The following is a 20734-nucleotide window of genomic DNA, read 5'->3' on the forward strand; positions in this document are numbered from 1 at the left end:
CTTATGTAAAAAAGTAAAGAGCCGTGACAGCGGCGGCTGTCACGGCTCCGATCTGTCATGTCCGCTCCGGGGAGATACGGACAGTACAGAAGCTGGTCAAAACTTCGATCTGGATCGAAGTTCTGATTTTTGCTTGTCGCACTTTTTAATCCGAAAAGTGTAAGGCACTTTTCTGAAAGTGCTTAGCGTCCCTGCTGGGGCGCCATATCCGGACGGTGATGTCGCCAGCCCTTATGGCCCTGCGACAGTTCCGTGGCATCAAGGAAGCCATCATGGTTGGCGTCGGCCTTGTCGAAGCGGGCTTTCGCCATGGCTTCGCTTTCGGCCCACGACACCTTGCCGTCCTTGTCGGTATCGATGCGGGCGAGCATTTTGGCCTGGCGTTCGGCGCGATGCGCCTGCCAGCCGGCCTTGAGTTCGTCCTTCGTTACCTTGCCGTCTTTATTGGCGTCGATCTCGTCAAAAGCCTTGGCGAGGCGACCTTTAGCTTCGCTCTTGTCGAGCGCGCCGTCCTTGTTAACATCGAGTGCATCAAAGCGTTGGCCGTGATGCTTATGGTTAGTCGTATCCGTAGCGGTCTGGGCCAACGCGCCGCCCACAAGGGCCGCGCCAAGCGCCATGATAGAAACAAACGTCAGTGTACGTGACATGAGTTGAGTTCCTGAGTGGATAGAACGAACAGTCCCCATTCGTGCCGTTATCCAGTCAAACGGAAGCGGTGATATTTTCCGTCGCAAAAATTTTCGCGGAATTTTTTCATAAAAAAAAGACCGGAGCTTTCGCCCCGGTCAGATGTGCCATCCACGGCATTTCTTCAGCTCAAGCCGCATGGCTCGCGCCATCAGGCGCGGCGCGCGGTCGCGCTTGCCGAAGGGCGTAGAATGCCCTTCGGAGTATTTGGAAGCTACTTCTCCGGCGGTGGCGGACCGTCACCATCCGGCCCACCTTCCGGCGGCGGTGGGGGCGCCTTCAATTCGTTTTCGTCGAGATAACCGTCCTTGTTGGCATCCATCCGGGCAAAATGCGCTTTCATCGGCGCGCTGAATTCCTCGAGACTGATCCTGCCATCCTTGTCGGTATCAAGCCGCTTCAGGTCCGGCCCATGGAAAGGCATGGCCCCCTCCCGGCCATGCGGACCGCCATGTTCGCGGCCGCGCCAGTGATCGCCATCGGGTCTTTTCGGACGGAAAGCGTCGAATTCGGCCTGACTGATCACACCGTCCTTATTGGTATCGATATCGCTGAAGGCCGGCCTTGCCGGGCCATCGGTGGTTTGGGCATCCGTTCCGTCCGCCAGGGCCGGCAGGGCGCATATGCCGGCGAGTGCCAGGGACAGACCCACCCAGTGAGCAGGCTTTAACATGCTGTTTATCCTCGTCATTTCATAAAAGAGCGACACATCAGACGCGCTCTGTGGATCATCAGGATGCGCCCGTCATATTGCCCGCTGATGTCAGGCCGATCTCGGAATCGGGCCAAAATAAGATTTATTATGACAGCGGCGACATCGGAAAGCCGTAAGCCTGCGTCATTGCGGACACAGTTATTTCCCTTATCAGCGCCCGCAATCACGAGTATCGTCGCCATGTCATCAGCCGTACAGTCCGTCATGTCCCAAACCGTCACCGCTGCCCCCACGCGCATCCTTGTCGTCGATGATGACGCTGACCTGCGCGAACTGATCAGCGGCTTCCTCAGCCAGAACGGCTTCGATGTCCAGACGGCGGCGCAGGGACGCGACATGGAAAAGATCCTGGCGCGCGGCGACATCCAACTGATCGTGCTCGATTACATGATGCCCGGCGAGGACGGTCTCTCGATCTGCAAGCGGATCAATGAACAGGGCGGCCCGCCGGTCATCATGCTGTCGGCGCGCGGCGAGGAAATCGACCGCATTGTCGGCCTCGAACTGGGCGCTGATGACTACATGGCCAAGCCGTTCCATCCGCGCGAACTGCTGGCCCGCATCCGCGCTGTCATGCGCCGCCGCGAAGCCCGTAACGGGAATGGGGAAAAGTCACCGATCACGCATTTCTTCAACTGGCAGCTCGACAATATCAAGCGCACCCTTGTCCGCCCCGACGGCATACAGGTGGCGCTTTCCAATGCCGAATTCGAACTGCTGCGCGTCTTCCTCGATCGCCCCGGCCGCGCCCTTTCCCGTGACCAGATCCTCGATTACCTGCACGGCCCCAATACCGACAGCTTCGACCGCGCCATCGACGTGCAGATTTCCCGCCTGCGCAAGAAACTGAGCGATGACGCCAATGAAGACATAATTCGCACTATCCGCGGCATCGGCTACATGTTCAAACCGCTGAAGTAACCCCTGAAATAACCGGAGCCGCCTTGAGTTCGCCGTCCGCCGCCCCTTCGCATAAACAGCTTATCTCCCTGCCGATATTCTGGCAGGTGATGGGCCTTTCAATGGCCGTGCTGGTGCTGGCCCTGGTCATCCCCGTGCTCGTGGTACTCAAGGCGCCAGAACCGCCGCCCTCGGGCTACAGCCTGGCTGAGGTTGTCACCGCGTTCAAGACCGGCGAGGTCCGCCTGCAGAACGGTCACCGGCTGAAGGCTGTGACCGTCTCCGCGCGCCCGGCCTTTATCGACAAGATGCCGCAGGCAACCGACGCCCGCGCCCTGCGGACCTATAATTTCCAGGCCGGTATCGCCCAGAAACTGGCGGCGGAACTGCATGTGCCAGCGGATACGGTCTTCGTGCACGTCCAGCCGCATCGCCGCTTCGATGGCGGCCCAAGAACCTTCGCGTTTCAGCGGGATAACCCGCGTGATAACTTCACTGGCGGCGGTCCGACCGTCATGACGTCACAGGCGCCGCCGAATGACTTCCCGCGCCCGGACCAGGCACCGGATGTACGCGAGGGGCCGGCCAGCGATATGCCGCCCGCCGATCGCACCTTCAATCCGAGCTTTGGCGGCAACCGCGTGGTGACCTTCAACGGTGAGACGCGTGCCGATATCTTCTACCCCGCCTTCAGCGCCGCCTGGCAACTCAAGGACGGCACCTGGCGGGTCATCACCCCGCCCAGGGAATTGATCGCCCCGTGGCAGGAGCGGCTGCTGCTCGGCTTCGTCCTGACCGCCCTGCTGATCCTGCCGCTCGCCTGGTGGCTGTCGCAGCGGCTTTCCCGGCCGATCATCGCCTTTTCCGAAGCTGCCTCCAAGCTGAGCGTGGAAGACAATGCGCCGCCGGTGCTTTCCGTTGGCCCGCGCGAGGTCCGCGCCGCCGCCGAGGTGCTCAATGACATGCAGGCGCGCATCCGCAAGCAGGTAGAAAGCCGCACCATGCTGATGGCCGCCATCGCTCATGACCTCAAGACGCCGCTGGCCCGGATGCGTCTGCGCATCGAGGATGTGCCCGCCCCCTTGCGCGAAAAGCTGAATAACGACATCGCCCACATGGACGGCCTGATCCGCAGCGCCATGAGCTTCACCAGCGCCCACAAGATGAACGAGACCCTGCGGCCGCTGGATTTCTCGGCCCTGGTCGATTCCCTGAGTGACGACCTGTGCGCCGTTTGCGATATGGACCCGGCGCGGATCGAGGACAATATCATGGTCAGGGGCGATGCCGTGGCGCTCAAGCGCATCCTGATCAACCTGGTTGAAAACGCTGGTCGCTATGCCGGCGGCTGCCGCATCGAACTGGCACGGCGCGGCGCGAAGGCGGAACTGCGCGTCATCGATAACGGCCCGGGCCTGCCGCCCGAGGCCCTGGAAACCGTCTTCGAACCTTTCTACCGGCTGGAATCGTCGCGCAACCGCGATACCGGCGGCACGGGCCTGGGCCTTTCTGTGGCGCGCGCCCTGACCGAAGCGCAAGGCGGGACGCTGACCGCCGTAAACCGCTATGAGGGCACCGACATCGCCGGCCTCGAACTGTTGATGGTCCTGCCGATACTGGCGCGATAAATCGTTTCAAATCCGACTATAAAAATGCCGGTGAATTCCAGGATTATAAGGCTCCGGACTGGAATCGCGGTGATAACGTTACCATATACCGATCAGCGCGAAATAAGGCTTGACTTCAAAGCCTTGAGGTTAAAAAACCACCGCGCAATTACAGCGATTGGTGCTGCTATCTCATAAAAGGATTTCCCCATGGCTTTACGTGTCGCCATCAACGGTTTTGGCCGCATCGGCCGTCTGGTTCTGCGCTCGATCATCGAGCACAACCGCACGGACATCGAAGTGGTTGCGATCAACGACCTGGGCCCGGTGGAAACCAATGCGCACCTGCTGCGCTATGACTCAATCCACGGCCGGTTTCCGGCCAAGGTCGCCGTGGAAGGCGACAGCCTGGTCATCACCGCCAACGGCAAGACCTACGCGCCGATCAAGGTGACGGCGATCAAGAACCCGGCCGAACTGCCGCACAAGGATCTGAAGGTCGATATCGCCTTTGAATGCACCGGCATCTTCACCGCGCGCGACAAGGCCGCTGCCCACCTGGAAGCCGGCGCCAAGCGCGTCATTGTCTCGGCCCCGGCCGACGGCGCCGACAAGACGATCGTCTACGGCGTCAACCACGACGTCCTGACCAAGGACGACCTGGTCATCTCCAACGCCTCCTGCACCACCAACTGTCTGGCCCCGGTCGCCAAGGTGCTGCATGACCTGTGCGGCATCGTCAACGGCTACATGACGACGATCCACTCTTACACTAACGATCAGCCGTCGCTCGACCAGATGCACAAGGATCTGTATCGCGCCCGCGCCGCGGCGCTTTCCATGATCCCGACCTCGACCGGCGCCGCCAAGGCTGTCGGCCTCGTCCTGCCGGAACTGAAGGGCAAGCTGGACGGTTCCTCGATCCGCGTGCCTACCCCCAATGTCTCGGCCGTCGACCTGGTGTTCAACGCCGGCCGCGACGTGACGAAGGACGAGATCAATGCCGCCATCAAGGCCGCCGCCGACGGCCCGATGAAGGGCGTTCTGGCCTATACCGACGAGCCGCTGGTCTCCCACGACTTCAACCACGAGCCCGCCTCCTCCACCTTCGCCCTGGCCCAGACCCAGGTCATCGAAGGCAAGCTGGTGCGCATCCTGAGCTGGTATGACAACGAGTGGGGCTTCTCGTCGCGCATGGCCGACACGGCCGTCGCCTTCGGCAAGTTCCTGTAAGCTTTAGATAAGTCGGAATTTCACCCCGCCGGATCGCTCCGGCGGGGTTTTTTCTTGTCCGAAAATCGCGGCGCAAGGGTAGTTTTCATCAAAAACCATGTTATGGTTAATGCGATCGTTGGGCCGTGTATTGGAGGGGAATGCCATGACCGAGGGACCGGTTTGCAGACGGCAGTTCATCCACTTGCCTTATCTTACAGGCCCTGTATTCGCGGGCCTTTTCACCCTTCCACTAAGCTATATTTACGTTCAGTCACTTATTCCTGAAGTCAGACGCACTCTGATCGCCATATCCCTTTTCACACTGGCGTTGAGCGTGGCTATTCACTTTTGGCGTATGCATGAAAATGCGAAAAATGCGCCCAATTGCATAACTATGCCGACTGTTTTCACGGTGATTTTGCTTCAAATCTTGCTGTTTCTGTCCGTCTCCTTGCCGATATGGCACATTTACAACCCGCATTTTCCTCGCTAGGGCTTGAATCCCCCCGCGCCCGGTCCTAAAGCCTTGGCACACACAAGCGGGAGCCCACCATATGCCTTTCAAGACCCTCGACGACCTTACCGCCCCCCTCGGATTAACTGCCGTCGTGCGCGTTGATTTCAACGTACCTATGGAAAATGGGCGTGTCACTGATGACACACGTTTGCGCGTGGCATTGCCTACTATCCGTAAGCTTCAGTCGCTAGGCGCAGAAGGGGTTGTCCTGCTGGCGCACTTTGATCGCCCGAAGGGTAGGCGTGTCGCGGAGATGAGTCTGAAACCTATCGTCGAGCCGCTTTCCGCTTTGTTAGGACAGTCCGTTGGTTTTGCAGAAGATACACCGGACCATCCCGCCTATCTTGATGCCGAAAACCTCAGCGGGGGTGCCGTTTTACTGGTCGAAAATACACGTTTCCATGCAGGCGAAGAAACTAACGATCCCAAGGTGGCTGAGCATTTTGCGCAACTCGGCGATATTTATGTCAATGACGCCTTCTCCGCCGCCCACCGCGCCCATGCCTCGACCGAAGGCGTGGCGCACATCCTGCCCGCCTATGCCGGGGAATCGATGCGCCGCGAACTGACCGCGCTCGATGCCGCCCTGGGCAATCCGCAGCGCCCCACCCTCGGCATTGTCGGCGGCTCCAAGGTCTCGACCAAGCTCGACCTGCTGAAAAATCTGGTCAGCAAGCTCGATTACCTCGCTATCGGCGGTGGCATGGCCAATACCTTCCTGTTCGCGCAAGGTTATGATGTCGGCGGTAGCCTGTGCGAAAAGGATCTGAAGGACACCGCCCTTGAGATCATGGCTGCGGCGGCCCAAGCCGATTGCCGCCTTCTGCTGCCGCTCGATGTGGTGGTGGCCCAGGAATTCAAAGCCAATGCTGCCAACCGTACCGAGGACATCGGCGCACCGCTCACTGATGCAGACAAGATTTTCGACGCCGGCCCCAGGACGGTCGATGAGCTGTGCAAGATCATGGCCTCAGCCAAGACCCTGATCTGGAACGGCCCGCTTGGTGTGTTTGAATTGCCACCGTTCGACGCCGCAACCGTCGCTGCCGCGAAATTTGCTGCGCAGCAAACCAAATCAGGTAAGCTGGTAGCCGTGGCCGGTGGCGGCGATACCGTTGCCGCGCTGAACCACGCGGGCGTGGCCGACGACATGACGTTTGTCTCGACCGCCGGCGGCGCCTTCCTGGAATGGATGGAGGGCAAGGTTCTGCCAGGCGTCGCCGCGCTGGAAGCGTAATCTGGAACAGTAATTGCAGGGTTACTGGCCTATTTAAAATTTATGTCCGGACGGTTCAAAACAGGTCAAAGACCACCCCGTCCGGACAGTTTACCGCCCCGCCACAGGGCCTTTACTACTCACCACAGGTATCGTAGCCGCTGTGGTGAGTCGAAAATGACTGGCTTCCGAGCCTCGCAGCGGAGCGTACTCAAGTACGTGAGCAGAGAAGCGCAGGAAGACGGGCATTTGCAGACCACCACAGCGGCTACGAAAAAGGGAAAATAATGGCTCGCATCAGCTTACGACAACTCCTCGATCACGCCGCCGAAAACAATTACGGCGTGCCGGGCTTCAACATCAACAATATGGAACAGGGCATCGCCATCATGGAGGCGGCGCGCAAAACCGCGTCCCCGGTGATCCTCCAGGCTTCGCGCGGCGCCCGCGCCTACGCCAACGACCTGATGCTGAAGCGCATCATCAATGCGCTGGCCGAAATCTACCCGGAAGTGCCGTTGTGTATGCACCAGGACCACGGCAATTCTCTGGGCACCTGCGCCTCAGCCATCCAGCACGGCTTTACCTCGGTGATGATGGACGGCTCCCTGAAGGCCGACGCCAAGACTCCCGCCGATTACGAATACAATGTCGATATCACCCGCAAGGTGGTCGAGATGGCCCATGCCTGCGGCGTCTCGGTCGAAGGCGAACTGGGCGTGCTGGGCTCGCTGGAAACCGGCATGGGCGAGGCCGAGGATGGCCACGGTGCCGAGGGTGTCCTGTCGCATGACCAGCTCCTGACCGACCCCGACCAAGCCGTCGATTTCGTCGCCAAAACCGGCGTCGATGCGCTCGCCATCGCCATGGGCACCTCGCACGGCGCCTACAAATTCACGCGCAAGCCGGATGGCGAAGTGCTGGCCATGCACGTCATCGAGGCCATCCATAAGCGCCTGCCCAATACCCACCTCGTCATGCACGGTTCATCGTCCGTGCCGCAGGAATTGCAGGACGAGATCAATGCCTATGGCGGCGCCATTCCGCAGACCTGGGGCGTGCCGGTCGAGGAACTGCAAAAGGCCATCAAGATGGGCGTACGCAAGATCAATATCGATACCGACCTGCGCCTGGCCATCACCGCCGGCATCCGCAAGACTATGGCCGAAAACCCCGCCGGCTTCGATCCGCGCAGCTATTTCAAGCCGGCCTACGCCCTGATGCAAAAAGTCTGCGAAGACCGTTTTGAGCAGTTCGGCACCGCCGGCAATGCCCCTAAGATCAAGCCGGTTTCGCTGCAGAATATGGTGCAGTTCTATCTGTAAAGTCTGCTTGCCTTAAGCACACGAAAGGCCACTGCTCGCGGTGGCCTTTTTGATTTAAAACGCTACCTAACACCATGCCCTGGAATAATATTCCATATGCTCCATCTATATCGACACGATGAAGCATAGTCCTTACAGTCATTATAGAGTCTACTGCACGCAAGAGGTATTTCCAAATCCTGCTTATGTCTTTCACGAGAACCAAAATTCCCACCCGTCAAGCATTGATAATATAATTTGAAGTGGTTGAGGAACATAGCTTCATCAAACAGCTTGTTTTGCTCTCGGCTAGCTGCTTTTATAGCGGCATAAATCTCGCTACGCAAATTTACCAAAGCAACGTGATCAGCGGCTTGGTATTGTTCACTAGTCCAATACCTCAGACCCAAGTCATCTGCGCGCTTCAGCAGCGTCAAAATCTCATCGATCTGTTTGTTGTATTGATCCGCGCGCCTTTTTCTACTTTCGATCCAACTTGATTGAAAGGCAGAGGATAAGGCGCCAAACAAGGCTCCTGCTGCTCCCCCTACCGTGGCTGCGAGGGAAGCGTCACTCATGCGGGACGACGCTCTCGTCCATCGGCATCATTAATATATTGCCAGATATCTGAAATATAATATTCAAATCCCGGTTTTGTTTGGATTAATTCCAATTTTTGTTGGAGTTCCCTTGCACTGAAACCACTGCTTCTTACCAGACCGCCAAAACATTCTTCTAAAAAAGAAGAGCCGTAACCGAATACCGTATCAATCACCAAACGAACTTTGTCGTTCGCTCTAAGTGCAGGAACCAAATAATCGTCGCGGAATTCCTGGCCGGAATAAGGGCCATCAAGCTTAACCCGCCCGCCAGGAAAACGGGAAAAATCGTTTCCAACGTCGATCGTTTTCTCGGACATATCAATTACCGGACTCATAGATTTCCCATGTGATCAGAGTGCCACCTATATCGTGCTTGTAAAGGCGTTTAGCAACACTGCCGTCACCGCAGTCGTAAACATAGCTGCCCCTGCCGCTGTCAACGCGCAAAGAGCCTCTCGGAAATTTATCTACCAGATTTCGCATTTCCTTTAACCCCTTTCCTCGATTTTTTTCACCGGTGGCAGACCTCGGTACGTTAAAGGCAGCCTCAATTGCGTCCGCGTCCGAAAATAGTTTGTCCGAAAATAACACTTTTAGTGTCTCAAGGGGCAGACGTCTCAAAGTTGACGGAATACCTTGACCATGGTCGTAGACGATAATGGTAAAACGTCGAAGTTCAACATTATATGATGCTAGAAACCACCACCTATCCCTAATTGTGTCCGGTATTGGAAGGCTCATATCATTATAAGCCCATTGCCTGACATTGGTGATAGCTTCGCTAACCGCTCCGACTAAATTTGGATTTGACCTGACAAACTCTTTGATTGAATCGACTTCAGAAATAAGGCTTTTGAGTGCTTTCTCCATATCGACTTCGGTGGCCGAGCGAATGAGGATACGCTTTAGTGCCTTTTCTGTTCGCTTCCGCGTTACAAGTGCCTGCTTGGCGATGTCTTTTTTCATAAAAATGTCGAAGGCTTCTATTTTTCCCTTAGTAACAACAGACAACCCCAAGATGCAACACCAAGCTTATATAGCCCACTACGAAAAAGTGGTCCGCAGCTCTGATCCTTTGCTTTGCTCGACACTCTAATTCGTATATATAAGTTATATACCGGAGCGTCCCCATGTCCAAGCAAACCCTCTTCACCATGAAGCTTGAGCCCGACTTACATGCGGCTTTCAAGGCCGAGGCTGAGGCAGCGCATCGTTCAGCCTCGCAGGTGGTGCGCGAAATGATGCGCGACTTCGTGACCAAGCAGCGTGAAGCCCGCGATTATGAGGCTTTTCTTCAGCAGAAGGTCAGGGCCGCAAGAGGATCGCTTGCCTCCGGCGAGGGGCTTTCGCACGAAGCCGTGGAGGCCGCCATGGCGGCCAGACGCCGGCAGCTTACGGATGAACGGTGAAACTGGTCTGGGCGCCTGAGGCGCTGGATGACCGTCTCAATATTTTCGATTTTATCGCCGCTGACAGTCCACGCGCGGCTGTGGCCATGGACGAATTGTTTGAGCGCGCTGCAAAAGGTCTGCTCGACTTCCCTCAACAGGGCCGTCCCGGTCTGGTGACGGGAACACGAGAGCTTATTCCCCATGAACACTACCGCCTGATTTACGAAATTCAGGCGGACGAGATTTGGGTACTCGCCCTGGTCAGCACATGGCGGCGATGGCCGCCGGCCTGAATCTATCCCCTCGCGCTTTTCTCGGTGCATTCTGTAGCGATGGCTTTGGATGACCAGACAGCACAGCAACACCTGCCCCCGGAAGAGCGGCGCGGGCTTTTGCGCGCCTTTGCCGACCGGATGCTGTTGAAGATCACCGCCATGGACGATCCCGAAGACCTGCCGGGCGTCGAGCGCGCCGTGCGCGTGGCGGCCGTTATCGAGCGCCTTTACAACCGCTGCGACCGCGCTGAACGCCAGCGCGACCACACACCCGATCCGCGTAAAGCCGAGGCCGAACGCGCCACGCATGAGGAAGCCGCCATCAAGGCCCGCGTCTCCCTGGCCGGTACACTGAAATGGGGCGAAGAGCGCCGCCGTGATCTGGGCCAATGGTGGGACGCTGCTCAAGACATTGGCCAAAATATCGCACAGACCGCACCAGCCTCCCACGCGCCGCTGGCCCATAAGGCCGCGCCCGCCGGTGGCCCCAAGGTTACCTATGTCGATTACACCGAGGCTTTCGAAGCGGCGCGCGCCGAAATGGCCCTGAAAAAAGCCGCCCAATCACCAATCAAACCCGCGCAAAAGCCTCCGCCCCCCATCTGACGTGAACCGAACCCAGCCCGCTTGCCGCGCCTTTCGGACAGGCGTACACTCCGGCAAAAGTTCCGCACTCCCTTTTTGGCGCAGAAACGAAGTGGTCCATTCACAAGGAGCACAGTCATGCGTCAACCCGATCCTCAAAAACTCGATGCACTGGTCGGCCGGATGGTCGGCGAGCTGGGCGCCGCCGTCACCGGCGCCACTGTTCTGCTGGGCGACCAGCTCGGCATCTACAAGGCCATGGCCGATGGTGTGCCCGTCACGCCCGAAAGCCTGGCGCGCAAGACCGGCTACAAGGAGCGCTACCTGCGCGAATGGCTCTCCGCCCAGGCCGCGGCCGAATATATCGATTATAACGACGAAGACGGCACTTTCAGCCTGTCGCCGGAACAGGCCATGGCCTTCGCGGAAGAGGACAGCCCGGCCTTTTTCGGCGGCGCCTTTGAAATCATGCAGTCCATCTGGCTCGATGAACCCAAGATCGCCGAAGCCTTCCGCACCGGCGCCGGCGTCGGCTGGCATGACCACAGCCAGTGCCTCTTCCGCGGCACCGAGCGCTTCTTCCGGCCCGGCTATAATGCCCACCTGATCGAGGAATGGATACCGGCGATCGACGGCCTGAAAGACAAGCTCGAGCATGGCGCCAGGGTGGCCGATGTCGGCTGCGGCCACGGCGCCTCCACCATACTGATGGCCAAGGCGTTTCCGACCGCAAAACTAACCGGCTTCGATTACCACGGCCCCTCCATCGAACGCGCCAGGGCCGCCGCGAAAGAGGCCGGGGTCGATGACCGCGTCACGTTCGAACAGGCATCGGCCAAGGACTTCCCGGCCCGTGACTACGACCTGGTCGCCATGTTCGACTGCCTGCACGATATGGGTGATCCGGTCGGTGCTGGAAAGCATGTCAGGGAAACCCTGGCGCCCGACGGCACCTGGATGATTGTCGAGCCCTTCGCCCACGATACGCTGAAGGAAAACCTCAATCCGGTCGGCCGCATCTTCTACGGCGCCTCCACCATGGTCTGCACGCCGGCCTCGCTGTCGCAGGAAGTCGGCCTCGGCCTGGGAGCACAGGCCGGGGAAATCCGGCTGCGCAAGGTGGCGATGGACGCCGGTTTCTCGCACTTCCGCCGCGCCACAGAAACGCCGTTCAACATGGTTTTCGACGTGCGCGCCTGACGTACCGATTGACTCCGGAGGCTCTATGGGATTTAGCAGGCAGGAGTTTTCCATAGGCCCCTCCCGTGCAGCTTCAGTTCAAACGCCGCTTTTCCATGGCCCATCGCCTGCGCTTCGATGCCAATTCGAAGTGCCTGACGCCGCATGGCCATAATGAATTCGTCGTTGTCAGCCTGCAGGCGAAGGATGCCGGCGCCATGCGCTGGGGTAATGCCAACTATGCCGCCAGCTTCGCCGACCTGAAGCGCCATTGGCACCGCTTTGTCGATGACAGCCTGGACCATGCCTTCCAGCTTGGCCATGACGACCCGATGATCGGCTATTTCCGCCAGCACGAGCCGGAATTGCTGCCGCGCCTGCTGGTCATTGAAGGCGACCCAACCACCGAGGCGGTGGCGGCGGCGCTCTATATGAAGCTGAACGCCATATTGGCCGCGCACCTGCCCGATTTCGAGTGCGTGCGCTTTGAGATCGAGGAAACCCCGACCAACAGCGTGGCGCTTGGGCCCGCCGATATCGCCGCCTGTCCGATCCGGCTGGCCGAGTGGTGCCACCGCGCCGATATGAGCCTGAATGATCTATTATCCCCTGAAGCCTGGGATTGCTTAGCATGAGCCTGACCTCCCGCCGTGTCTTCGTCAAAGGTCTGCGCGTCGAGGCCGCCATCGGCATCTATGATCACGAACATGGCCGCACCCAGCCGCTGATTATCGACGCCGTGTTCGATCTCGACCTGCACGCCATCCACGGCCTGAAGGACACGCTGAATTACGAACTGGTCGGCCAAATTGCGCGTGAATTCATCGACCGCGGCCATATCAAGCTGGTCGAGACCCTGGCCGAGGACATGGCGCGCACGCTTGTGGCCCTGCCGCACGTCCGCCGCGTCGAGGTCTCGGTGATCAAACCGGAAGCCCTGGACGATGCCGACCAGGCCGGCGTCTGCGTGGTGTTTGAGCCTTAACGGCCCGCAGCCGCCGGCATCAGGGCGGGGCATGATTTCGTCGTCGCCAACTGCTGCAAGCGCTCGTTTCGGGCCAACAATGCCTTGACTTCGACCTTTTGCGTGTCCGACAGATCCAGGAACAGAGGGGAAACCAACAATATGCCAATATTGTTGCCGACCTTGTCGGCTGACTCCCCCGTCAACTCAACCCTACGCTTCAGATTATTGTCGTATTCCGCCTTCAGATGATCACAGGTCAGGCTGGAATCGATATCCCTTACCAGTTGGACGGGCTGAGCGATGCGCCCGCCACAGTCCGTCAGCAGCAATAATACCATAACGACAGTTAGTCGCTTCATAACATTCCCCCCAAAGTCACGCCGGATATAATATGTCGACGTCCTCGCTTCTAAACGCAAAGAACCCGGTTGACAATAACCGGAGGTAGTGGAATGTAGTATTTTGTTACCTATAGACCTTTGGGGGGACATCATGAAAAAATTTCTCGGCGCGGCTGCGGCGTGCCTTATCCTTTCGGGCTGCGCGTCGGCATCCAACCCAGGCGCCATGGCCGTGGCCGTCACGCAGCAAAGCCTGATCGACAGCACGTCCTCACTCAATCACGCCATTGCCGCCCCGACCGTGACCGGCGGCAAGACAACCAATCCGATGTGGGTATCCAACGTTTCGAACGAGGATTTCGCCGAGGCCCTGCGCCAAAGCCTGGCGGCTAATACCATGCTGGCCACCGAAAACGCCCGCTTCAATCTTTCGGCACAGCTTGTCCAGCTCAAGCAGCCGATGATGGGCCTGGATATGACCGTCACGGCAACCGTGAAATATACCCTCACAGATACTGCCGGAAACGTGGTCTGGACCAAGGATATCGCCACCCCCTACACCGCCAAGATGAGCGACGCCTTTATGGGGGTGAAGCGCCTGCAACTGGCTAACGAAGGCGCAATCAAGGCCAATATCGAGCAACTCGTCACCGATCTGATCGCCGAAAGCAAGACCAACAGCCATATGGCTGCCCTCAACTAAGCTGTTGCGGCATGGCTCCGGCCTGAGATAGGCTGGAGCCATGCACTATAAAGACCACCTGCGCCTGATGGCGACCTATAGCAGCGTCATGAACCAGCGTCTGATGGATGTCATTGCGCCATTGCCGGATGCCGAACTGCTGGCGCCGCGCGGGGCCTTTTTCGACTCAATCCTCGGTACGCTGAACCATCTGATCGTTGCCGACCTGATGTGGCTCAATCGGTTCCGGCCTCAGCCCTATGGCGAGGTACTGGCGCCGCTCGATGCCCTGCCGAAACCGAAGGTGCTGGCCGACCTGCTCTACCCGACCCTCGCCGAGCTGAAGCCGGTGCGCGAGACCCTGGACGATCTCTACATCCGCTTCATCGATCAGTTGAGCGATGCCGATATCGCCGCGCCGCTCAGCTATCGCAACAGCAGCGGCCAGCCCTTCACGAAAACGGCCGGCCTGCTTCTCAGCCACGTCTTCAACCACCAGACCCACCACCGCGGCCAGATCACCACCCTGCTCAGCCAGATAGGCCTGGATATCGGCGTCACCGACCTGGCGCCGCTGGTGCCGAACATCGAGATTTGAATATTGCATTGCGGGATGATGCCAGCCGTACTAGGCTCCGAGGAAAGCCAGCCGGATAGATCGCCATGACCGCCAAGCCCCCTGCCGAGACGACCCTGAGCGGCCTGAAAGCCTTTCTGGCCGATCCGCGCCTGACCGCCTATCTCAACTATCTGTTGATCCTGTTCACGATCATGACCTTTGGTCTGACCGCACTGTTGGCCATGCTGGTGGCCAATTTCGCCGAGGATAAGGCGCCGGACTGGATCAGGAGCCATTACGAATTCCAGAAGCGCACCTTCTGGTACGGCATAGGCCCGGTCCTGCTGAACGCGGTGACCTATACCTTCGTGCAGAAGAACCATATCACCGCACCGGCGATCACGACTATAATGCTGCTGTTGCTGCTGTTCTGCCTGGGCTATACGGTCGGGCGCGCGGTGATGGGGTTCAACCACCTGCTGCATCAGCGTCCGATCCCCAACCCGAAAGCCTGGCTGGCGTAAAACCTTAATCCACCACATCCGGCGGAGGGGCTTCCGACGCCGGAGCTTTCGCACCACCGCGATCGACGCCGGCCATGCCGAAGAGGTTCATCTTGACGCCATCATTGATGACGTCACCCGGTTTCTGATCGGCGGCACAGGCGCCCAGACGCTTCGAGTTGACCACATAGTTGGTGACCCGGTTCATCTGGCTGCCGCCCGTCGTTTGCGAACGGACAGTCATGTCATAATGGCTGTTGAAATCACCGGTGACTGAACCGGAATATTCGGTCACCACGCCGGCGCCCATGGCGCATTCGGCCAGCACGCCCCAATTGCCCTCGCCTTGCGGACTAAAGGTCTTGGTGGTGCAGGTATCGCCGGACAGATCAGTGCCAAGGACGCCCAAGTGCTGGTCGGTGACAGCATCGATACAGATTTTGAGAACCTGCGGTTTTTCCGGGCTGCCTTCTTCCGAAACGGTCGTCTGCCACAGGCCGGGTTTGCGTGCCGGGGGAGGCGGCGGCGGTTTTGGAGCGGCCACCGGTGCCGGTGCCACCACGGGCGGCGGCGGTGTTTCCGATTTCTTGTGACAACCTGACAGCACGGCCGCGCCCGCCAGCAGGAAGAGACGGCTCATAACGCCTGTATTGACCTGGAACATGTTCCGCTTTCCCGTCCGTCTCGCATGATCGCGCATCGCAATCGTTTCCGCGGGCACGGAACATCAGGTTTCCGCCCGCGGAAGGAGAAAGACTATGGGAAAATAATCCCCGGCACCAGTCTAATAAACGGTGCCAGGGGAATTTTATTCGATGCTTAGCGCTTCTTCTAGCGCTTTCGGGAAATGACCTGGAGCGTCTGCAGTGTACGCGGCAGTTCATCGGCCAAACGCCGGCAGATTTCGCGGGCGCCGATCGAATAGACCTCGCCGCCATCGGCGATTTCGAGCGCCGCCTTGGCGGTGGCGTCGAGCAGGACTTCAAACTCGGCGATCTGTTCGCGGGCCAGCGCGCGCGCTTCTTCCTGCAGACGCCGGACACGCTGGGTGCGGGTTTCACGGACCTGCGCCACGTCTTCGGGAAAATTGGCCTTGTGGGTGACCGGCGTAGGCAAACTCATCACCTTATCGCCATCAATCATCTGACCGAGGGCGATTTCTTTCGGCGCCGGATTTGCCCCTAAAGCGACCTCCTTGGAGACCGGCGGCACCACATTCAATCTAGTCCTACGCATCTCATTAACCCCATTTGACAAACGCAACACGAGTCAGTGTTTAAAGACAACCATATGTCTCAAGCGTCAGGCTGTGCAAGAAGAATGCCAGCCCGAACCGTCCAATATTGCACCAGTCACACCGGCACACTCTGGCAGCCCACATTGAAGGGTCTCTCGAAATCAAATAAAAATCCAGTGGGAATATGGCATGAATGCGTCAAAAGCACATGATTTGTCCACAGGCGTTGCTCTTATATAACGCTATTCAGACCGGACGTTTCCACACTTCCGGGATGAACGAATTACGCGTTATCCAGCATGTCTTTTGCGAATTCCAGATCGAGCGTCTTGAGCCGCTTGATCTCGTCACGCAGCCGCGCCGCGGTCTCGAATTCGAGATTGCCGGCGGCCTCGCGCATCTTCGCTTCAAGGTCACGCAGCGTCGCCTGGAAGTTGGAGCCGAGGAAGGGTTTGGCGTCCTTTTCCGCCACGCCCATGGGCACCTGGACACGATCGGACTTTTCATATGGGCTGTCGAGAATATCGGCGATGCCGCGCTTGACCGATTCCGGCGTGATGCCATGCTCGGCATTATAGGCGAGTTGCTTTTCGCGGCGGCGATTAGTTTCAGCCAGTGCGCGCTCCATCGAGCCCGTCATCTTGTCGGCATAGAGGATGACGCGGCCATCGACATTGCGCGCCGCCCGTCCGATGGTCTGGATCAGCGAGGTTTCCGAGCGCAGGAAGCCTTCCTTGTCGGCGTCGAGAATGGCGACGAAACCGCATTCCGGAATATCTAGCCCTTCGCGCAGCAGGTTGATGCCGACCAGCACATCGAAGGCGCCCAGGCGCAGGTCGCGGATGATCTCGATGCGCTCCAGGGTATCGATGTCGGAGTGCATATAGCGGACGCGAATGCCCTGCTCGTGCATGTAGTCGGTCAGGTTCTCGGCCATCTTCTTGGTCAGAACGGTCACCAGGCTGCGATAGCCTTGTTTGGCCACCTCGCGCACCTCGGCGATGACGTCATCGACCTGGCTGAAATTGTCCTTGTGGACCGGGCGGATCTCGACCGGCGGATCGATCAGGCCGGTAGGCCGGATCACCTGTTCGGCGAAGACGCCCTGGGTGCGCTCCATCTCCCATTTGCCGGGCGTGGCCGACACATAGATGGATTGCGGTCGCATGGCATCCCATTCCTCAAACTTGAGGGGGCGATTATCCATGCACGACGGCAGGCGGAAGCCATACTCCGCCAGGATCGACTTACGCGCGAAGTCGCCGCGATACATGCCGCCGATCTGCGACACCGAGACATGGCTTTCATCGACGAACAGCAGGGCATTTTCCGGCATATATTCGAAGAAGGTCGGCGGCGGCTCGCCCGGCCCGCGTCCGGTCAGGTAACGGCTGTAGTTTTCGATGCCGGCGCAGGCGCCGGTCGCCTCGATCATCTCCAGATCGAAGGTGGTGCGCTGTTCCAGGCGCTGCGCTTCCAGCAGCTTGCCCTCGCCGTGCAACTGCTCCAGCCGCTGCTTCAGTTCGGCCTTGATACGGCTGACCGCCTGATTGAGCGTCGGGCGCGGGGTGACATAGTGGCTGGCGGCATAGACGCGGACCTCCTTCAAATCCTGCATCTTCTTGCCGGTCAGGGGATCGAATTCCTGGATGCTCTCGATCTCATCGCCGAACATGTTGATGCGCCAGGCGCGATCCTCATAGTGGGCGGGGAAGATTTCGATGACATCGCCGCGCCGGCGGAAGGTGCCGCGCTCGAACGCCTGGTCGTTGCGCTTGTATTGCAGGGCCACCAGGTCGGCGCGGAGTTGGCCTTCATCGATCGTCTGGCCGACCGTCAGGTCGAAGGTCATGGCGGTATAGGTCTCGACCGAGCCGATACCGTAGATGCAGGAGACCGAAGCCACCACGATCACATCGTCGCGTTCCAGAATGGCACGCGTAGCCGAGTGGCGCATCCGGTCGATCTGCTCGTTGATCGAGGAATCCTTCTCAATGAAGGTATCGGTACGCGGCACATAGGCTTCCGGCTGGTAATAATCATAGTAGGAGACGAAATACTCGACCGCATTATCCGGGAAGAACGCCTTGAATTCGGAATAGAGCTGGGCGGCCAATGTCTTGTTGTGCGCCATGATCAGGGCCGGCCGCTGGGTCTGTTCGATGATCTTGGCCATGGTGAAGGTCTTGCCGGAGCCGGTCACGCCCAGCAGCACCTGATCGTGCTCGTGAGCATTGATACCTTCCATCAGGTCGGCAATGGCGGTCGGCTGGTCGCCGGCCGGCTCATAGGGCGCGGCCAGGCGGAATTTCCGGCCGCCTTCCGATTTTTCCGGCCGTTCCGGCTTATGCGGCACCCAGGTCACGGGCGTTTGGGCGAAATCGGCAACAAAGGCGCCGGAATTATCGGAAAAACCGGGAGTTTGGGGAGAACGGCTCATGAACGTAACATAAGGGGAGACAAAAAAAATGAAAGGGGCGCATAAAAGTTTTGCGGCGCGTCAAACGCCCTGCTGATAACGATGTTTTGCCATATCAAGGCGTCAAAACTTGTCAGCGGAGTCATCATACAGGCGGCATTTTTTCTGGGATTCCAGCCGGTTATTTTCGCAGCCCATCTTTACGCGGACGGAAAGACGCCCGAAAATCTGTTAAGGCGGGGTTTTAATGTTTCGTTAAATTAAGCTTTTCTGAATATGAATTTGACTATAAAGCAATTCCAAATAATAAAGATTTCATATTACCGATAATCTATCGGAAAACTACTTGGCTTTTCCTGTCAATAAAAAGATTTTAAGCTGCAATCAATTCGCATGATTTTCTTATAACCGCCAAAGCATAACTGTCGCCCCTCAAGCATCCGCACAAAGCGAACACATTTCCGCCACAATTGCCTCCTAGATAGCGGCCTGCCCAGCGGGTCCTATCTGTCCTGCTGGCGTGAGTCTTTGGTCTGTTAATTGCATTGAGTAAGCGTGCATTCCTAACACCACAGGGCTTTCCCGGAGGGCACGTAACGCCCTTGTCACAGAGGACCAGATAGTCTTGATACCCATTTCGATTGCGCGCTATCGTATGCGCGCCCTCATGGCAGCGAGTGCAGTGGGCCTCCTGGTTGGCGCGTCGGTCGGCGCCGCCTGCCTGGGCAGCCACCTGGCACACGACGGCAGCGCGCCCAAGGACGCTGCCCGCCTGATGATGGCGGCACGCGATGGCAAGCTCGATATGCAGACGCTCGATGCGGCCGGAAAGGTCGATCAGAGCGCGCTCAATATCGCCATGCGCTTTTCGCAATATGCCGGCACGGGCACCGATAACAGCCTGCTCGCCCAGAACCTGACCGCCATGCGCATATCCGACGATGCCCGCAACCAGCGCGATCTCCCTGACGCCAAAATCGTCCTGGCCAGCAATATCGCCCCCGCTGCGCCCCTGGATGCCCCGACGGTGAGCGCACCCGCCATCCGTGCCGCAGCGGCCATGAAATTCAAGAACGCCAACCGCAGCGATTCCGATTGCCTGACCCAGGCCGTCTATTATGAGGCGCGCGGCGAAGGCGTTGACGGTATGCGCGCCGTTGCCCAGGTCATCCTGAACCGTGTCCGCCACCCCGCCTACCCCAAAACCATCTGCGGTGTCGTCTATCAGGGTGCTTACCAGCGCACCTCCTGCCAGTTCAGCTTCGTCTGCAACGGCGCCATGGGCGCGCCAGTGGAAAGCTGGGCCTGGCGCCGCGCCAAGACGGTGGCTGACGCCGCACTCAATGGCTATGTCATGACCTCGGTCGGCACCTCGACCAGCTTCCACACCACCGGCGTCAAGCCGGGCTGGGGCAGCACCATGGAACGCGTGGCCCAGATCGGCTCGCATATCTTCTATCAGTTCCGCGGTCGTGGTTCACGCATCGCCAATACGCTCGATGCCGTCCGGCCTTCGGATGCGCCAGCAACAGCCGCAGAAACGCCGCAGGCCAACGCCAAGACCCAGGCACTCGACAGCCAGACCGTGGCCATGCTGAACGCTCAGTCCCTGAATACATCCGCCAAGGCTCAGGCCGATGCCGCCCAGAAGCCGGTGCAGGTTTCGGCGCAGATCCATGGCAAGTCGGCCCAGGAGATCATCGCCGAGGTCGCCAACACCAAGACGCCCACGCCGACAGCTCCCGCCAAGAGCCCCGCAAAGGAAACTGGCCAGTAAAAAAACACTCCAATCTATCCGAAAAGCGCGCCAATCAGAGCGGTTGGCGCGCT

At 58.7% G+C, this 20734-nt stretch carries 24 protein-coding genes; 15 read left to right on the forward strand and 9 right to left on the reverse strand.

Going from position 1 to position 20734, the window contains the following annotated elements; genetic code table 11:
* Positions 1-182 precede the first annotated feature (182 nt).
* Both ACTHND_RS11740 and ACTHND_RS11745 read right to left on the reverse strand, forming a co-directional pair.
* Entirely contained in the window at positions 183-650 is a 468-nt protein-coding gene (locus ACTHND_RS11740) for an EF-hand domain-containing protein (protein WP_440178132.1), read from the reverse strand.
* Between the two features lie 254 nt (positions 651-904).
* Positions 905-1363 carry an EF-hand domain-containing protein gene (locus ACTHND_RS11745; RefSeq protein ID WP_440178133.1) on the reverse strand — a complete coding sequence of 153 codons (459 nt, stop codon included), beginning with the start codon at positions 1361-1363 and terminating at the stop codon, positions 905-907.
* Positions 1364-1609: 246 nt separating this feature from the next.
* Between ACTHND_RS11745 and ACTHND_RS11750 the strand changes: the two genes are divergently transcribed.
* The 5 genes from ACTHND_RS11750 to fba all read left to right on the forward strand — a co-directional run bounded on the left by ACTHND_RS11750 (position 1610) and on the right by fba (position 8185).
* Positions 1610-2326: a response regulator gene (locus tag ACTHND_RS11750; RefSeq protein WP_440178134.1), complete on the forward strand. Its 717-nt coding sequence runs from the start codon at positions 1610-1612 to the stop codon at positions 2324-2326.
* A 23-nt stretch (positions 2327-2349) separates the two neighbouring features.
* Positions 2350-3933 (forward strand): HAMP domain-containing sensor histidine kinase, encoded by a 1584-nt coding sequence (locus ACTHND_RS11755; RefSeq protein ID WP_440178135.1) that lies wholly within the window; start codon positions 2350-2352, stop codon positions 3931-3933.
* A gap of 189 nt (positions 3934-4122) precedes the next feature.
* Positions 4123-5145, forward strand: coding sequence for a type I glyceraldehyde-3-phosphate dehydrogenase (gene gap / locus ACTHND_RS11760; RefSeq protein ID WP_440178136.1), 1023 nt, complete (start codon positions 4123-4125; stop codon positions 5143-5145).
* 536 nt (positions 5146-5681) lie between these two features.
* Positions 5682-6881, forward strand: a complete 1200-nt coding sequence (locus ACTHND_RS11765) for a phosphoglycerate kinase (protein ID WP_440178137.1) — start codon at positions 5682-5684, stop codon at positions 6879-6881.
* Positions 6882-7147: 266 nt separating this feature from the next.
* Positions 7148-8185 (forward strand): class II fructose-bisphosphate aldolase, encoded by a 1038-nt coding sequence (fba, locus tag ACTHND_RS11770; protein WP_440178138.1) that lies wholly within the window; start codon positions 7148-7150, stop codon positions 8183-8185.
* A 62-nt stretch (positions 8186-8247) separates the two neighbouring features.
* Here the strand turns inward: fba and ACTHND_RS11775 are convergent, their stop codons facing one another.
* The 3 genes from ACTHND_RS11775 to ACTHND_RS11785 are packed head-to-tail and all read right to left on the reverse strand — an operon-like array spanning position 8248 to position 9783.
* A complete protein-coding gene (locus ACTHND_RS11775) occupies positions 8248-8742 on the reverse strand; it encodes a hypothetical protein (RefSeq protein WP_440178139.1) in 495 nt (164 codons plus the stop codon).
* Positions 8739-9101 carry an STAS-like domain-containing protein gene (locus tag ACTHND_RS11780; RefSeq protein ID WP_440178140.1) on the reverse strand — a complete coding sequence of 121 codons (363 nt, stop codon included), beginning with the start codon at positions 9099-9101 and terminating at the stop codon, positions 8739-8741. The genes ACTHND_RS11775 and ACTHND_RS11780 overlap by 4 nt, the downstream gene beginning before the upstream one ends.
* Complete coding sequence (locus ACTHND_RS11785; protein ID WP_440178141.1) at positions 9085-9783, reverse strand: hypothetical protein; 699 nt, start codon at positions 9781-9783, stop codon at positions 9085-9087. Before ACTHND_RS11785 ends, ACTHND_RS11780 begins: the two co-directional genes overlap by 17 nt.
* A gap of 113 nt (positions 9784-9896) precedes the next feature.
* On the opposite strand from ACTHND_RS11785, the gene ACTHND_RS11790 reads away from it, so the two are divergent.
* The 6 genes from ACTHND_RS11790 to folB all read left to right on the forward strand — a co-directional run bounded on the left by ACTHND_RS11790 (position 9897) and on the right by folB (position 13181).
* Positions 9897-10175, forward strand: a complete 279-nt coding sequence (locus ACTHND_RS11790) for an antitoxin of toxin-antitoxin stability system (RefSeq protein ID WP_440178142.1) — start codon at positions 9897-9899, stop codon at positions 10173-10175.
* Positions 10172-10450 (forward strand): type II toxin-antitoxin system RelE/ParE family toxin, encoded by a 279-nt coding sequence (locus ACTHND_RS11795; RefSeq protein ID WP_440178143.1) that lies wholly within the window; start codon positions 10172-10174, stop codon positions 10448-10450. The genes ACTHND_RS11790 and ACTHND_RS11795 overlap by 4 nt, the downstream gene beginning before the upstream one ends.
* A 45-nt stretch (positions 10451-10495) precedes the next feature.
* Positions 10496-11038 (forward strand): hypothetical protein, encoded by a 543-nt coding sequence (locus ACTHND_RS11800; RefSeq protein WP_440178144.1) that lies wholly within the window; start codon positions 10496-10498, stop codon positions 11036-11038.
* A gap of 117 nt (positions 11039-11155) precedes the next feature.
* Positions 11156-12217, forward strand: coding sequence for a class I SAM-dependent methyltransferase (locus ACTHND_RS11805; protein ID WP_440178145.1), 1062 nt, complete (start codon positions 11156-11158; stop codon positions 12215-12217).
* A 65-nt stretch (positions 12218-12282) separates the two neighbouring features.
* Complete coding sequence (locus ACTHND_RS11810) at positions 12283-12831, forward strand: 6-carboxytetrahydropterin synthase (RefSeq protein WP_440178146.1); 549 nt, start codon at positions 12283-12285, stop codon at positions 12829-12831.
* Complete coding sequence (folB, locus tag ACTHND_RS11815; protein ID WP_440178147.1) at positions 12828-13181, forward strand: dihydroneopterin aldolase; 354 nt, start codon at positions 12828-12830, stop codon at positions 13179-13181. The genes ACTHND_RS11810 and folB overlap by 4 nt, the downstream gene beginning before the upstream one ends.
* Here the strand turns inward: folB and ACTHND_RS11820 are convergent.
* Complete coding sequence (locus ACTHND_RS11820; protein ID WP_440178148.1) at positions 13178-13522, reverse strand: hypothetical protein; 345 nt, start codon at positions 13520-13522, stop codon at positions 13178-13180. The two genes, folB and ACTHND_RS11820, sit on opposite strands and share 4 nt — an antisense overlap.
* 133 nt (positions 13523-13655) lie before the next feature.
* On the opposite strand from ACTHND_RS11820, the gene ACTHND_RS11825 reads away from it, so the two are divergent.
* The 3 genes from ACTHND_RS11825 (at position 13656) to ACTHND_RS11835 (ending at position 15269) form a co-directional block, all read left to right on the forward strand.
* Positions 13656-14207, forward strand: coding sequence for a hypothetical protein (locus tag ACTHND_RS11825; protein ID WP_440178149.1), 552 nt, complete (start codon positions 13656-13658; stop codon positions 14205-14207).
* Positions 14208-14247: 40 nt separating this feature from the next.
* Positions 14248-14784, forward strand: coding sequence for a DinB family protein (locus ACTHND_RS11830; RefSeq protein ID WP_440178150.1), 537 nt, complete (start codon positions 14248-14250; stop codon positions 14782-14784).
* 65 nt (positions 14785-14849) lie between these two features.
* A complete protein-coding gene (locus tag ACTHND_RS11835; protein ID WP_440178151.1) occupies positions 14850-15269 on the forward strand; it encodes a hypothetical protein in 420 nt (139 codons plus the stop codon).
* A 4-nt stretch (positions 15270-15273) separates the two neighbouring features.
* Here ACTHND_RS11835 and ACTHND_RS11840 read toward each other — a convergent pair whose 3' ends face one another.
* The 3 genes from ACTHND_RS11840 to uvrB all read right to left on the reverse strand — a co-directional run bounded on the left by ACTHND_RS11840 (position 15274) and on the right by uvrB (position 18925).
* On the reverse strand, positions 15274-15912 hold the full coding sequence (locus ACTHND_RS11840) for a DUF3617 domain-containing protein (RefSeq protein ID WP_440178152.1): 639 nt from the start codon (positions 15910-15912) through the stop codon (positions 15274-15276).
* Between the two features lie 167 nt (positions 15913-16079).
* Complete coding sequence (locus ACTHND_RS11845) at positions 16080-16484, reverse strand: hypothetical protein (RefSeq protein ID WP_303831013.1); 405 nt, start codon at positions 16482-16484, stop codon at positions 16080-16082.
* A gap of 284 nt (positions 16485-16768) precedes the next feature.
* On the reverse strand, positions 16769-18925 hold the full coding sequence (gene uvrB, locus ACTHND_RS11850) for an excinuclease ABC subunit UvrB (RefSeq protein ID WP_440178153.1): 2157 nt from the start codon (positions 18923-18925) through the stop codon (positions 16769-16771).
* 646 nt (positions 18926-19571) lie between these two features.
* Between uvrB and ACTHND_RS11855 the strand changes: the two genes are divergently transcribed.
* On the forward strand, positions 19572-20681 hold the full coding sequence (locus ACTHND_RS11855) for a cell wall hydrolase (RefSeq protein ID WP_440178154.1): 1110 nt from the start codon (positions 19572-19574) through the stop codon (positions 20679-20681).
* The last annotated feature ends 53 nt before the right edge of the window (positions 20682-20734 follow it).

Origin of the sequence: Asticcacaulis sp. (assembly GCF_051954415.1) — a bacterium.
In the GTDB taxonomy this organism is placed as follows: domain Bacteria; phylum Pseudomonadota; class Alphaproteobacteria; order Caulobacterales; family Caulobacteraceae; genus Asticcacaulis.

Bases quoted from the DNA above. Each gene is read 5' to 3' on its own strand.
- ACTHND_RS11740 (WP_440178132.1), bottom strand. From the start codon at position 650: ATGTCACGTACACTGACGTTTGTTTCTATCATGGCGCTTGGCGCGGCC.
- ACTHND_RS11745 (WP_440178133.1), bottom strand. From the start codon at position 1,363: ATGTTAAAGCCTGCTCACTGGGTGGGTCTGTCCCTGGCACTCGCCGGC.
- ACTHND_RS11750 (WP_440178134.1), top strand. From the start codon at position 1,610: ATGTCCCAAACCGTCACCGCTGCCCCCACGCGCATCCTTGTCGTCGAT.
- gap (WP_440178136.1), top strand. From the start codon at position 4,123: ATGGCTTTACGTGTCGCCATCAACGGTTTTGGCCGCATCGGCCGTCTG.
- ACTHND_RS11765 (WP_440178137.1), top strand. From the start codon at position 5,682: ATGCCTTTCAAGACCCTCGACGACCTTACCGCCCCCCTCGGATTAACT.
- fba (WP_440178138.1), top strand. From the start codon at position 7,148: ATGGCTCGCATCAGCTTACGACAACTCCTCGATCACGCCGCCGAAAAC.
- ACTHND_RS11775 (WP_440178139.1), bottom strand. From the start codon at position 8,742: ATGAGTGACGCTTCCCTCGCAGCCACGGTAGGGGGAGCAGCAGGAGCC.
- ACTHND_RS11780 (WP_440178140.1), bottom strand. From the start codon at position 9,101: ATGAGTCCGGTAATTGATATGTCCGAGAAAACGATCGACGTTGGAAAC.
- ACTHND_RS11790 (WP_440178142.1), top strand. From the start codon at position 9,897: ATGTCCAAGCAAACCCTCTTCACCATGAAGCTTGAGCCCGACTTACAT.
- ACTHND_RS11805 (WP_440178145.1), top strand. From the start codon at position 11,156: ATGCGTCAACCCGATCCTCAAAAACTCGATGCACTGGTCGGCCGGATG.
- folB (WP_440178147.1), top strand. From the start codon at position 12,828: ATGAGCCTGACCTCCCGCCGTGTCTTCGTCAAAGGTCTGCGCGTCGAG.
- ACTHND_RS11820 (WP_440178148.1), bottom strand. From the start codon at position 13,522: ATGAAGCGACTAACTGTCGTTATGGTATTATTGCTGCTGACGGACTGT.
- ACTHND_RS11825 (WP_440178149.1), top strand. From the start codon at position 13,656: ATGAAAAAATTTCTCGGCGCGGCTGCGGCGTGCCTTATCCTTTCGGGC.
- ACTHND_RS11830 (WP_440178150.1), top strand. From the start codon at position 14,248: ATGCACTATAAAGACCACCTGCGCCTGATGGCGACCTATAGCAGCGTC.
- ACTHND_RS11835 (WP_440178151.1), top strand. From the start codon at position 14,850: ATGACCGCCAAGCCCCCTGCCGAGACGACCCTGAGCGGCCTGAAAGCC.
- ACTHND_RS11840 (WP_440178152.1), bottom strand. From the start codon at position 15,912: ATGTTCCAGGTCAATACAGGCGTTATGAGCCGTCTCTTCCTGCTGGCG.
- ACTHND_RS11845 (WP_303831013.1), bottom strand. From the start codon at position 16,484: ATGCGTAGGACTAGATTGAATGTGGTGCCGCCGGTCTCCAAGGAGGTC.
- uvrB (WP_440178153.1), bottom strand. From the start codon at position 18,925: ATGAGCCGTTCTCCCCAAACTCCCGGTTTTTCCGATAATTCCGGCGCC.
- ACTHND_RS11855 (WP_440178154.1), top strand. From the start codon at position 19,572: ATGGCAGCGAGTGCAGTGGGCCTCCTGGTTGGCGCGTCGGTCGGCGCC.